The sequence below is a fragment of the Allosphingosinicella sp. genome, assembly GCF_046295735.1.
GTDB lineage: Bacteria > Pseudomonadota > Alphaproteobacteria > Sphingomonadales > Sphingomonadaceae > Allosphingosinicella.
In genome coordinates, this window is the sequence record NZ_JBKBMQ010000016.1 from 1 (window position 1) to 12,100 (window position 12,100).

Below are 12,100 nucleotides of genomic sequence, written 5' to 3' on the forward strand. Positions count from 1 at the left end.
GGCAGGGTTCAGGCGGGGGCGAGACGCTTCAGCGTCTCGTCGATCCCGAGGGTCATCGACTGGCGGATCAGCTGCCTGAGTGCGCCCGGCTCGAGCGTCTCGGCGCCGCATTCGATGAGGAGCCTGCCGAGCTCGGTTGCCGCTTCTTCGCGGAGCCTCGCTTCCCGTGCATCGAGCTCCTCGCGCTGCTCGCGCAGCTTCCTGAGCGCATCCCGAGCGCTCGGTTTGGACCTGGCCATTCGCATGTTCCTTTCGCTGGCCGTTGGTCCCCTCCGAGCCGGAATCTGCCATCACGAAGGCGTGTAGGAAAACGGTTTTTTTGGGCAAGGCGGGGCCAACCCGCAGATGTTGGAGAGGTCTCTCTCGCGAGTAGTCCGAGGGTGATGCGGCCGACAAGCCGCGTCAAGGACGACGGGGCCCCACCATTTTGCCGCAGCAGGGATGAATCCCTGCTCCGACAAAATCGTTGCCCCCATCGCCGCTTCCGCGGCCGCGTGTTCCACGCGGTCCCTGACCCGGCCCGCCGCCCGCCTCCGCGTGAGCTCCTGATGCGACGCATCGAACATCAGGAGGATAGCCATGCATGTTTCATCGAACGCCGATCTTGGAGGTTTGAATGCCGACCGCGCGGCCTTCATGGCCGCGCTGGATCAGGCCCATGCCCGGTCCTTTCACAGCTACTTCACGCAGTACGTTCTGGTCGACGAGGATGCCGGCTACGTCGCGGTCGACGAAGGCGATTACAACGCCTTGCCCGAGGCGCTGCTGGACCGCGTCATCGAGGCCGTGCCAAGTAAGCTGAGCGACGAATTCTGATCCGGTCACGCACGGAGGAAGCCCGCCCGGGCTTCCTCCTTTCCTTTTGCTCGGTTCCTTAATCCAGGCTGTTCGAGGGCGCTCGATCGAAGGAGCTTTCCCCCGTTCGACCGTCGGAATTCGGCTGGCTTGAGCGTTCCAGCCTGTCGGGCATTTCGAGCAGCTTCAGGGCCGCTGCCGAGATTGCCTCGGACTCGCTCGGGAACGCTTCGGCGGAGCTGACGGCGACCCCGTCTGAATAGGTGATCGTCGCCTGGAAGCCATTGCCCTTGGGCGTTGCCGACAAGGTTACGCTGGACATTCGCGTGCTCCCGCTGGTCCGGTTTCTTGCACGCAGATTATGTCCTCGCGGCTGGATTGCCCAGGCTAAAACCGCCAGATCCGCGCCCGCGGCCGGCGCGCTCGGCAGCCCACCGGTAAGAGCTTCAAATCCGTTCCATTCGGGCCAGGCGCGTTTCCCGGATTCGCCATCCGAAGTTGGGGACAGGGGCACACCCTACGCGACGGGTCGCAGTGAAATATGGCTTAATGACAACATGTTATGCGCCAATCTGGCAGGTGGCAGCTTCTCAATCAGATCTGATTTGGGCCAATTTTCAAATCGGATTCGAATGAAGGGTCGCTCCACGTCCCGGAAATCCGGCATCTTAGGTGTTCTTGACATGTTCTCGGATTTGACCTAGTGAGGAAGGGCCTTTCGCCGCGCGACACCGGGCTCCGCATTCGAGGAGTCCGTGAATGTCACGGCCGATTTCTCTCCAAGTCCATGTGTCGAACGACCTTGCCGTGCGCGTGCGTGCCGCTGCGCGGCGACGGGAAATCAGCATCAGCGAGTGGATCCGCTCGCTGCTTGCCCAAGCCTGCGACGACGACGATTACGTCTCGCGGCTCGAGCATTCGGTCGAGCGCATAGCCCGTCATTCGGTCTTCATGATGGTGGGCGTCGATGCGCTCCTGGCCGGGCACCCGGACCACGCGCTGCGCGAGCGCGCACACCAGGCCTACGCCCGCAAATGTCGTGAGCTCGGCCTTGTCGCCGGCACCGACGAGGGAGGCGAGGCATGAAACGCAACCTCGTCAACTTCACCCGCGGCAGCCAGCTCCTCGGCCACTTCAGCTTCATGTTCGCTGCCGGCCTCAAGGGCCCGCTGATCGTCGCCGCCATCGTGATTGCGTGGACCTCATGGTGGACCCTCTCGGGGCAGCTGTCCGATCATGAGATGTACCTTGTCGGCATGCGTATCTATGCCGCGATCTACGGCTTCATGGAGTTCGATCCCGAGAAGCGGATCGCGCTCGAGACCGCGTTCGGCGGGACCATCCAGCTGCCGATCGCCATGCTCGACAGCTTCCCGCCGGTGGTGCGGGCATGGGACCATATGCTTGGCCTTCTGGGCGACGCGCTGGTCCGGTCGGCGCTGCTGCTGGTGCCCGCGTTCGCGCTGTTCTATTGGTTCGCGGCACGCTTCGGCAGCCGCTCGAAGGAACGCAAGCACGAGCGGGGCGCGCTGCTTGTCACGCTGCCCGAGCTGGTCGATGAACTGCGCATACACAACCGGCGGGAGCGCACCCGGGAGCTAAGCGAGGCGCTCGGCTGGAAGTGGCGCTTGTGCAGCCCGCGCGAGCTCGCGTCCGCCTTTCCCTACCGGCCATCACACCTGGCAACCGTCGTCTATCCGTGGCGGCTCGAGCAGAGCCACGCGATGCTCATCGGCACCACCGGCATGGGCAAGACAGTCGCCATGTCGGATATGGTCGCCGAGGCCCGGGCAAAGGGCCAGCGCTGCGTCATCTTCGATCTCACCGGCGCGTTCATCGAGCACTTCCACGACGGCCGCCGCGACACCATCCTCAACCCGCTCGACGCTCGGTGCCCCGCGTGGAGCCTGTTCGACGAATGCCGCAGCGAGGGTGAATTCTGGGCCGCCGCCGAGGCCCTGGTGCCGCATGACGGCGGCGGCGAAGCGCAGTTCTGGGTGATCGCCGCGAGGGCATTGTTCGTCGAATTCTGCCTCAAGCTCGTCGCCGAGGGCCGCGCCACGAACGACGCGCTCGCGCGCGAGCTCATGACCGCCGACCTCTCGCGGGTTCATGCCATGATGCGCGGCACGATCGCCGATCCGCTGACCGCGCCAGAAGCCGCCCGGATGGCGGAATCGATCCGCGCCGTGTTCAACGTCAACGCCAAGGCGCTCAAGCTCCTGCCCAGCTCGGGTTCACGCTTCTCGCTGCGCCAATGGGTCGAGGAAGACGACGGCAGAGGCTCGGTGGTGTTCATTTCGGCGCGCTACGTCGACATGAGCGTCTGCGCGCAGCTGCTCACGTTGTGGCTCGACACGGCGATGAACACGCTGATGACGACCGCGCGCACGCAGGACCTCAAATGCTGGTTCTTCATCGACGAGCTCGGCGCGCTGCATCGCCTGCCGGCGCTCGAGAAGGGGCTCCAGACCGCGCGCAATTTCGGGGGAGCAATCGTGCTCGGACTGCATGCCTACGCCAAGCTCAAGGAGGTCTACGGCGAGAACATGGCGATGACCCTGTCGTCGCTCGCGCGGACCAAGCTGATCCTCGGCACGGCCGATAGGGAGACCGCCACCTGGTGCTCGGACTTCATCGGTCACCGGCAGGTGCGCGACATGGAGGAGGCCTATACCTACGGCTACAACAATGCCCGCGATGCGGTCAGCCTCACCCCGCGCAAGCACATCGAGCCGCTGCTGCTGCCCGACCAGCTGATGAACCTGCCGCGGCTGTCGGGGTACATCAAGTTCCCCGACGGCTTCCCCGCCGCACCCGTCCAGCTGAAGCCGGTGAGCCGCCCACGGGTCGCCGAGACCTTCATCGGCCGGGCCAACGATCGGCCGCCGGCAGGAGCGCTCCCGCGGGAGGCGCCGCCCCTCCGGCCGCCAGCCCAACCAGCCTCGGGGACCGCCGAACATCCGTCGTCGAACGACGACGGCGCGGGCAAGCCTGTGGTCCCCAAGCAGGGCGTGCTGGCACTCGAACCGCGCGACGTGACCGAGAAGTCGAGGAGCGAAATGCCGCCCGCGCAGGACCGTCCCCCGGACCTGAGGGTCGACGTCGGGGTGCCCCGGGCGACGGGGGCACACGACCGGCATGCGGCCAATGTTCCCGCCCAGGCGAACCCCGCTCCACCTGCCTTCACGCTTCCCAAGGACGCCGTGATTCGCGCGGGCACATCGTCTGCCGGGAACGACCCCGCGCGCGATGCGCAGGAGCCCGGCCGGCCCGATGCTCCTGTCGTGAAGGATCCCGCAAGCCGGCCCCAGAATGCCGATAGGCCGGTCGGGCGGCCGACCGACGCCGCTGCCCGGAAGCTGATGCTCGAGGACGGCATGCCCGAGCGCGACGCCCCGCCGCGCGAGGAGCCCGATCTCGGCGACCTGGGGCTTTGACGATGGTAGGGCGCGCTGCCCGGTCGGGGTCCGGACCATGCTCTCGGTAGCCAATGTCCGCACGGCCGGCGGCGCCGCGAACTACTTCGCCGCCGACAATTACTACACGCGGGCCGATGCGGATCGCTCCGGCGAATGGCTTGGAAAGGGCGCCCAGGCACTCGGCCTCGAGGGCCGCATCGAGGCCCGGCAGTTCGAGGCCGTGCTCAAGGGCCTGCTGCTGGACGGAAACCGTGTCGGGAGCGACAACCGCGTGCACCGCGCCGGCACGGACCTGACGTTCTCGATGCCGAAGAGCTGGTCGCTGCTCGCGCTTGTGGGCGGGGATCGGCGCATCCTCGACGCCTATTCTGCCGCGGTGAAGGAGACGCTGGCCTGGGCCGAAAAGAACCTCGCCGAGACCCGGATGGAGGTGCGCGGGAAGGAGCGGGTGGTCGCGACCGGCAACCTCGTGATCGGCCTGTTCCAGCACGACACCAACCGGAACCAGGAGCCCAATGCGCACATCCACGCCGTCGTCGCCAACGTGACGCAAGGGCCGGACGGCAAATGGCGGGCGCTCAGGAACGACAAGCTCTGGGAGCACAACACGCTGCTCAATGCGATGACCATGGCGCGCTTTCGCCTGTCCGTCGAAAAGCTCGGCTACGAGGTCGGGGAGTTCGGCAAGCACGGCAATTTCGAAGCCGTGGGCGTTCCTAAATCCATCCGAGACGCCTTCAGCACCCGCCGTGCCGAGATCCTCGAAGCTGTTGCGAAGATGGACCATCGGGGACCGGGCGTGCTCGATGCCGCGACACTGATGACGCGAGCGGAAAAGGCGAGGATCGAGGACCGCGATGCGCTCGCGCGCCAGTGGAAGGAGGCTGCGGCCAAGCTCGGATTCGACCCTGCGGCGGTGATTGCCAGGGCCAACGCGCGGGCGGTCCAGGACCTCGGGAACGTGCCCGGCTTGGGCGAGACGGTCCGCTCGCTTGTCGAGCGCGGGCGCTCCCTCGCCGTCTCCTTTGCCGAGCGTTTGGGGCTGCGGGAGGGCGACCCGCTCGTCCCTTCGCACATGGGCAAGCGGACACCAGAGCAGATCGCCGCAGTGCACGCCGTTGCCTCAGCCGTTCGTCACCTAGGCGAGCGCGAGGCGGCATTTCCGCGCGCCGAGATCTATCGAACGGCGCTTGGATTCGCCTTGCCCACCTCGATGCCCGAGATCGAGCACCGCGTGGACCAGCTGCTGCGCCAGGGCCACCTGCTCAGGGGCAAAGGGGCTGATCGCGAACTGGTAACGACGCGCGATGCGATCAGCCTTGAGCAGCGCATCATCGCGAGCGTCGAAAGCGGCCGGGGAACTGCTCCCGCCATCGTGCCGTCCGAAGTTGCCGGCGAGCGGCTGCAGGCGCTGTCCCAGCTCAAATACGGGATGACCCTGAACCCCGGGCAGGAGAAGGCAGGCCGCCTGCTGCTCGGCTCCCACAACCGCATCGTGGCGATCCAGGGCATCGCCGGTGCCGGCAAGAGCACGGTCCTCAAGCCGGTCGCCGACATCCTGCGCGAGGAGGGTCGGGCGGTGCTGGGCCTGGCCGTGCAGAACACGCTCGTGCAGATGCTCGAGCGCGAGACCGGCATCCCGTCGATGACCGTCACGCGCTTCCTTCGGCGCCACCGCGACCTCCTCGAAGGCGGTGATCCGGCGCGGGTTGCCGAAGCCCGAGCCGCCATGCGCGGCACCGTCGTGCTGCTCGACGAGGCCTCGATGGTCGGCAATGCCGACAAGGAAAAGCTGGTCCGGCTCGCCAATCTTCTTGAGCTCGATCGGTTCGCCGGCATCGGCGATCGCAAGCAGCTCGGCGCGGTCGATGCGGGCAAGCCGTTCGACGTGATGCAGCAGGCCGGGGTCGAAACCGCGGTCATGAACATCAATGTCCGCGCGCGCGAGCAGGCGCTTCGCCGGGCGCAATACGCGGCCCAGGGCGGGCAGATCGACGAGGCGCTGCGGCATTTGGGCAAGCATGTCGTGGAGGTGGCTCAGGGAGCCGCCGTCGAGGCCGCTGCCGCCTGGCTATCGCTGTCGCCGCAGGATCGCGAGCGCACGTCGATCTATGCCTCCGGCCGGGCATTGCGGAGCCAGGTCAATGACGCAGTGCAGTCGGGCCTCCGCGCCAATGGGGAGCTCGGGACGGTGGGGATGAGGGTGGACACCCTTTCCCGCGTCAATGTCACCCGCGAGGAGCTGCGCTATGCCCGCACTTATGGCCCAGGAATGGTGGTCGAGATCGACCGGCGCCAGCGCGGGCAGAGATTGCTCAAGGGCCAGTACCGGGTCGTGGAAACCGATGCCGTCCGCGAGCGGGTGACGCTCGAGAACGAACGCGGCCGGCGCTTCGAGTTTCGTCCCGGGCAGCTGCGCCCGCAAGGCGAGCAGGACCCGCTCCGGCTGTTCGAGGTCCGCCCGCTCGAGATCTACGCGGGCGACCGCATCCGTTGGACCGAGACCGACCACAAGCGCGGACTGCTCAATGCCGACCAGGCGCGCATCGTCGCGATTGACGACCGGCGCGTGACGGTGAAGACCTCGCTTGGGGCCGAGCACCAGCTGTCGCAGGGCGACCCAATGCTCGAACGGCTTGATCTCGCCTACGCCCTAAACGCGCACATGGCTCAGGGATTGACCTCCGATCGCGGTATAGCGGTCATGGACAGCCGCGAGCGCAATCTCTCCAACCAGCAGACGTTCCTAGTGACGATTACGCGGCTGCGCGACGGCCTCACCCTCTTCGTCGACAATGCCGGCAAGCTGGAGGCGGCCGTCGAGCGCAACCCGGGCATGAAGCGATCGGCCCTGGAGACCGTGGATCTCCTTCGCGACGCCGCCGCCAAGGGCCAGGCGAAAGGGTGGTCGCCGCTACCAGAGCGGGAGCCGCCCGAGCGCGATCGGTCGCTCACCAAGCCGTTCGAAATCGGGATCTAAGACCCTTCTCGCCGGCCGATCAGTTCATTCGTTCAATGGGCGGTGCTTGCCCACCGGTTGCGGAAAGTTGCGCGATGCGGGCGGCGATCGCCTGCCAGGTGCGGACGCCCTGGGCATCGCCTTGCAGGACGAGGGCGCCGATCTGCTCGGCGGCATGGAGCGCAGCCTCTTCGCCGTGGGTCTGCAGCACCCGATTGGCGCAGGCCCACAGCTCCCACTCGCTGAGCATCAGCGGAAATAGCCGACCAGCCCGACGAGGAAGGCAATGACGCCGTAGGCGACGAGGCCCCCGGCCAAGAGATACTCGATCCTAACCCTGCTTTGTCGCGGCCGCGGTGTGCCGGCGGGCCACACCTGCTCGCAGGCGACCCCGTTGAACCCGGCGCGCTGTCCCACGACCTCGACCTCTTGGCCGACCAGCCGGTGCGCTCGCCCTCCGGCGTCGAGCTCCCATGTGCCGCCGCCGTCGGCCCTAAGGACCAGGCCCACTCTTCCCCGTTCGAGACGGCCGCGCAGGTGCAGGTCGGCGTTCATCGGCAGTCAGGGCCTTTCCAGTAGCGATCCCAACGCAGGACCGTGCGCGTGCGGATCATGGCGCACGACAGGTCCGCGCCGGTTGGCAGGCGGCACCAGGCTGCTGTCCTGTTCCCCCCGGCCGATCCTTCGGAGCGGCAGGTCATTCTCGGGCCGGCCACGGCAACGTGACCCGTCGAATTGCGTCCGCGGGCACCGCCGAGCAGGCCCACGAGCGCGTCCCGGGCTTCGGTCGGCGAGGCGTCGGGACAGGGCTGGTTGGTTCGGCAGGTGGCGTCCATTTCGCGCGCCGCGATACCGGAGAGCCGGACGTGGGGCCCCTCCGCGCACCAGATCGGTCCATCCCCGTCCCACACATGGGTCGGGGTGCATGTGAAGGTCTGTCCGGCGGCAACGATCGAGGCGGCAAGGAAGGTCAGCATGGAACGGCGGGCTTACTGCAGCGCACGCCCAAACCAAAGCACCCGCCCGACAATGTTGATGCTGCGGCGCTCGAGGCCCCGCCAGCTCGGATAGGCCGGGTTGTCGCTCAGCACGGAAATCCGGCGGCCCTGCGGCTCGATCGCGATCCGCTTCACGTTGAGCGCGTCGTCCATGCGCAGGACATAGATGCCGTCGCGCAGCCGCGACTGGCCGTCGGCGAGGTCGACCATGACTTCGTCCCCGTCGTGCAGGGTCGGCTCCATCGAGTCGCCGTGCACGCCGATGATGGATAGGCTCGACGCCTTGCTGGCGGTCAGCCGGCGGAGCCATTTCTCATCAAAGCCAAACTGGGAGCATTTGGATTCCATCTCGGCCAGCGCCCCATGACCGGCGGAAGCCTCGACGCTGAGCACGGGCACGTGGACCAGCTCGACAACCGGCCCCGAGCGGCGGTCGGGAGCCCCAAGGACCTTCTCGTCGACACCGAAGAACCGGGCAAGCACTGCGCGATCCTGCTCGTCCAGGCTCCGCGGGCTGCCGCGCCGGATGTACTGCTGGATATAGGCCGCATTGCGCCCGAGGAGGCGGGAAACCGAGGAGTAATTGTACCCCCGTTGCTGAATCAGCTCGTCCAGGGCTTTGCGTGCTTCGTCCATCGCCGACGTCCCAAGTGAGTGCGTCTAGGAAATCCAATCCTAGACTCTAGGATGCCTTCCTAGTAGGAACATAACAGGAACGCAAGAGTAATGCGAGTCGGGTAAAATGGAGCTTCTGGAGCAGGTCGAGAGATATCTGGCGCGCACCAAAGTGCCGCCGAGCACGTTCGGCAGACTGGCCGTCGGAGATCCCCGTTTTGTAAGAGATTTGCGTTCGGGACGACGTCTTAGGCGTAGGACGCAGGAGCGCGTTCGGGCCTACCTGATCACCCGAAGCACGGCCACGGCCGACCTTGTCAGTCCCGCTTCAAATTCTCTTTGAAGGATGCTGGACAGCTGGGCCAAGCGTGGCGCTGGGCTCACCCTAAGCTCCGGTACCCCTCATTTCGCGCCTCTCCGGGTTCAGGCGCCGCAACATGCGCCGCGCGATGTCTGGCCGGACGCGTTGGTGCATCACCTCGAGCTCGTTGCGGTGGCAATAGCGAAGGCGTTTGCCGCTTCCGCATGGGCACCGCCAATGACCTTTCGGCCAGTCCTGGGACAGCAACCGCAGATGGTACAGTAGCTGCCGGCGGTTGTTCGCCACCCTCAGCACTTCCGCATAAGCCTGCTCGAGACCGGCAGTGCCGTGCGCTCGCTCCCCGAATGGCCATCGTCCAGTCTTCTCGAACCAGAACTGCCCGAGAAAATACTCGTGGAGTGGGCCGTTGATGTAGCCAGCAATCGATTGGTCGGCGGCGGTTGCCAGCCAGTGCTCCCATACCGTTATGCAGCAGTCCCCATCGGGGTTGATGTGTCGATCAGGCTCGCGCGGAATCCGCCCGCCTGTCTCGAACACCTTGGGCTCGAAGCACGGATAGTGGACGGGCAGTTCCATGCGGATGTTGAAGGCGGTGATCGGGCCGCCCGGAGCCGCGACGACGTTCCTCTCGAAGACAAGATAGCTGCCCTCGACGTGGATGGTGCGGTCGTCTTTACGGGCGTGCAGTTTCGGCTGGTCGAAGGCGATCGCCGCCTTGACCTCCTCGAGCGCCAGCTCTTTCCGCTTCCCTACAAGCTGGCCCAAGGCTGCGACTGGGCCCCCTCGCGATTGATCCGCTCGATAGCGCGCTCGGCGCGCTCGACGTCCGCGGCCTTGGCGGCGCCAGTCAGGATAGCGGGGGCGGCGAGCTCGGCTGCGGCGACTGAGGGCACCGCGGCCATGACTCGGTCGACGAGGCCGGGGCCGAGCCGATCGCGGAGCGCCTGCGGAATCTGGTCGAAGGTGCTCGCCCGCAGGTACAGCGCAAAGTCCTGCCGGGCCTGATCGAGCCATCGATAGAAATTGTCACGCTTTCTGGGGACTTCTGCCCATTTGTCGGCGAAGTTCTCGGCCGGATTGACCGGGTTAGCGACCCACGCGGTGCCGCTGCGATCCTCGATGAAGCGATCCATGCCGGTGAGGATGCTCTGCAGTGCGCCCGCGATCGTCGGCTCCTCATTATAGGCGTGAGCCGCGAGCGTGGTGATGATGATCGAGATCGGCTTGTGCTCGCAATCGTGCACGAACATGCAATCGCGATGGCGCTTGAGCAGCTGGATCGCGCGCTGCAGCGGAGTCTTGACCTTGTAGTCAGGGATATCATCCACGCTGGCCGTGATCCGGGCGCGTTCGGCAAAAGCCTTCTTCCGCAGTGCCAGCTGGAAGCGCATGCGGCTGCGGAACCAGGCAGCATACCCGAGCGGATTGCTCTGCGGCCAATCTTCGGTCCGTACGTCATAGTGCGGGAGCGTGTTGTCGGTTATCGCGATCGCGTGCCCTGTCAGCCCGGCATCGAGCGCGAGATCGCGGTGTCCCCGCTTGGCGAGTTTGGCTTGGTAGCGCTGCGCGTCGGGCAGTGATGGGACAATGTCCATGTGGAATTGCGCGCTGGCAGCATAGTTCAGCCTCCAGCAACGCCGGTGCTCTTCGGGCTCGGCCATGCTCTGGGCCTTGGCGTACAGGGCGACTTCGTAGCCGACCGCCTCCTTCAGGCCCTTCTGCGTGAACTCGGCCTTGGTCGCCTTCAGCCGGCAGCCGAGGTCAACGTCATATTCCTCCGCCTCGGTGAGCGGACGCGTCACCGTGCCGAGCAGGAACGAACCCTGAGGCGAGATTGCCGGGTCGTAGTCGGCAAGGGTCGATTCCGGCCGATCAAGCCAATTGCCGATCGCCTCGTAGCGGCTCTTCGCCTCCTCGAACTTGGACGGCGGAATGTCGAGCGCTTCGGCGATCGCCTCGAGAATGTCGTCGTGGGTTTTCGCAAGGCGCTTGTCGTGCACGGTCATGGGGTCACCTCATAGTGCGGGACGAATTCCTCGGCGGGAGCGTCGAAGAATTGCGATTGGAGGATGGGCTTCTGGATGCGCGCCTCGGCAAAGGCGCGATCCTTGAGACTGCGGATGCGACGAGTGTCGTCGAGCGAGTAGAAGCCCGAAGGCACCGGCTGCGAGACGCGGTAGATGGCGCGCCGGTCATGTTCATGGCCCGTAAGCAGCTTCGCGATTCCTAGCGAGCCGTGCGACTGGCCGTCCATGAACAGGCCGGCGAGCTGGGGCGCAATGCCAGCCGCGCCATAGGATTCCTGCACAACCTTGATGTCCTCGAGGCACCCGATGCTGAGAACTCGGAGGTCGTCCGCCGGCCAGCCGAGCATCGCGATCGCCTCGACCACCGCGAGGCCGGTCGGATTGTTGGCCCAAATCCCGCCATCGACCAACCCAACATCATTGGCTGTGACGTGCTGCGCGAAATAGGTCGGCGCGGCCGCGGTCGCCATCGCGGCGTCGATCGCAAGCTCTTTATAGTCGGTCGCGAACCGCGGATGATGCGCGGTCTTGAAGATGTAGACGCCTTGCGTCTGCGGATGCCAGGCGGGGATCACCAGGCGCGTCTTGGCCTCGCCGAGCTTGCGATCGCCAAGCACCCCGGACAGTGCGTCACGAAGCGGCTGCGCGCTATATTTTGGGGCGAAAATCCAGCGTCCGTTGCGGAGATACCGTCCGAGCCATCCCGCCACGCCGCCGCGCGTCTGCGCGAAAATCGCCGGTCCCTTCTCTTCGTAAAGCTTGAGAATGTCCGCAGCGTGCAGCCCGAGCGCCAGACCGATGGCGATTATGCCGCCGGTAGACGTCCCGGAGATGAGATCGAAATACCGGCCGATGGGCTGCCCAAGATCCTGCTCGAGATTGGCAAGGAAGGCGGCGGGGAACGTGCCCCGGATACCGCCGCCATCGATGGTCAGAATCCGTTTCACCGCGCCGACGCCCGC

Annotated in this window: 13 protein-coding genes; 4 read left to right on the forward strand and 9 right to left on the reverse strand. The window is 66.0% G+C overall.

Annotated features, from left to right (window positions below; translation table 11 throughout):
* Positions 1-8: 8 nt before the first annotated feature.
* Entirely contained in the window at positions 9-239 is a 231-nt protein-coding gene (locus ACK4K7_RS14080; RefSeq protein ID WP_336919407.1) for a DUF6437 family protein, read from the reverse strand.
* Between the two features lie 340 nt (positions 240-579).
* On the opposite strand from ACK4K7_RS14080, the gene ACK4K7_RS14085 reads away from it, so the two are divergent.
* Entirely contained in the window at positions 580-816 is a 237-nt protein-coding gene (locus tag ACK4K7_RS14085; RefSeq protein WP_171128446.1) for a hypothetical protein, read from the forward strand.
* A 58-nt stretch (positions 817-874) separates the two neighbouring features.
* Here the strand turns inward: ACK4K7_RS14085 and ACK4K7_RS14090 are convergent, their stop codons facing one another.
* Positions 875-1,117, reverse strand: a complete 243-nt coding sequence (locus ACK4K7_RS14090) for a hypothetical protein (protein WP_171128448.1) — start codon at positions 1,115-1,117, stop codon at positions 875-877.
* Between the two features lie 437 nt (positions 1,118-1,554).
* Between ACK4K7_RS14090 and ACK4K7_RS14095 the strand changes: the two genes are divergently transcribed.
* Genes ACK4K7_RS14095 through mobF form a run of 3 tightly spaced genes read left to right on the forward strand, consistent with a single transcriptional unit; the run spans position 1,555 to position 7,197 of the window.
* Entirely contained in the window at positions 1,555-1,881 is a 327-nt protein-coding gene (locus ACK4K7_RS14095; protein ID WP_431866954.1) for a hypothetical protein, read from the forward strand.
* Positions 1,878-4,235: a type IV secretion system DNA-binding domain-containing protein gene (locus ACK4K7_RS14100; RefSeq protein ID WP_431866956.1), complete on the forward strand. Its 2,358-nt coding sequence runs from the start codon at positions 1,878-1,880 to the stop codon at positions 4,233-4,235. Before ACK4K7_RS14095 ends, ACK4K7_RS14100 begins: the two co-directional genes overlap by 4 nt.
* A 37-nt stretch (positions 4,236-4,272) precedes the next feature.
* The gene (gene mobF, locus ACK4K7_RS14105; protein WP_431866958.1) at positions 4,273-7,197 is read left to right on the forward strand and encodes a MobF family relaxase; all 2,925 of its coding nucleotides are present in this window, start codon (positions 4,273-4,275) and stop codon (positions 7,195-7,197) included.
* Positions 7,198-7,216: 19 nt separating this feature from the next.
* Here mobF and ACK4K7_RS14110 read toward each other — a convergent pair whose 3' ends face one another.
* From ACK4K7_RS14110 to ACK4K7_RS14140, 7 genes are all read right to left on the reverse strand, one after another.
* Positions 7,217-7,426: a DUF6961 family protein gene (locus ACK4K7_RS14110; protein WP_431866960.1), complete on the reverse strand. Its 210-nt coding sequence runs from the start codon at positions 7,424-7,426 to the stop codon at positions 7,217-7,219.
* Positions 7,426-7,731, reverse strand: a complete 306-nt coding sequence (locus ACK4K7_RS14115; protein ID WP_171129629.1) for a DUF5818 domain-containing protein — start codon at positions 7,729-7,731, stop codon at positions 7,426-7,428. The genes ACK4K7_RS14110 and ACK4K7_RS14115 overlap by 1 nt, the downstream gene beginning before the upstream one ends.
* Positions 7,728-8,153 (reverse strand): hypothetical protein, encoded by a 426-nt coding sequence (locus tag ACK4K7_RS14120; protein ID WP_431866961.1) that lies wholly within the window; start codon positions 8,151-8,153, stop codon positions 7,728-7,730. Before ACK4K7_RS14120 ends, ACK4K7_RS14115 begins: the two co-directional genes overlap by 4 nt.
* A gap of 12 nt (positions 8,154-8,165) precedes the next feature.
* Positions 8,166-8,810 carry a S24 family peptidase gene (locus ACK4K7_RS14125; protein ID WP_015459677.1) on the reverse strand — a complete coding sequence of 215 codons (645 nt, stop codon included), beginning with the start codon at positions 8,808-8,810 and terminating at the stop codon, positions 8,166-8,168.
* 364 nt (positions 8,811-9,174) lie between these two features.
* Complete coding sequence (locus ACK4K7_RS14130; RefSeq protein ID WP_431866963.1) at positions 9,175-9,876, reverse strand: hypothetical protein; 702 nt, start codon at positions 9,874-9,876, stop codon at positions 9,175-9,177.
* Entirely contained in the window at positions 9,861-11,117 is a 1,257-nt protein-coding gene (locus ACK4K7_RS14135; RefSeq protein ID WP_431866964.1) for a nucleotidyltransferase domain-containing protein, read from the reverse strand. Before ACK4K7_RS14135 ends, ACK4K7_RS14130 begins: the two co-directional genes overlap by 16 nt.
* Positions 11,114-12,085 (reverse strand): CBASS cGAMP-activated phospholipase, encoded by a 972-nt coding sequence (locus ACK4K7_RS14140; RefSeq protein WP_431866965.1) that lies wholly within the window; start codon positions 12,083-12,085, stop codon positions 11,114-11,116. The genes ACK4K7_RS14135 and ACK4K7_RS14140 overlap by 4 nt, the downstream gene beginning before the upstream one ends.
* Positions 12,086-12,100 lie beyond the last annotated feature (15 nt).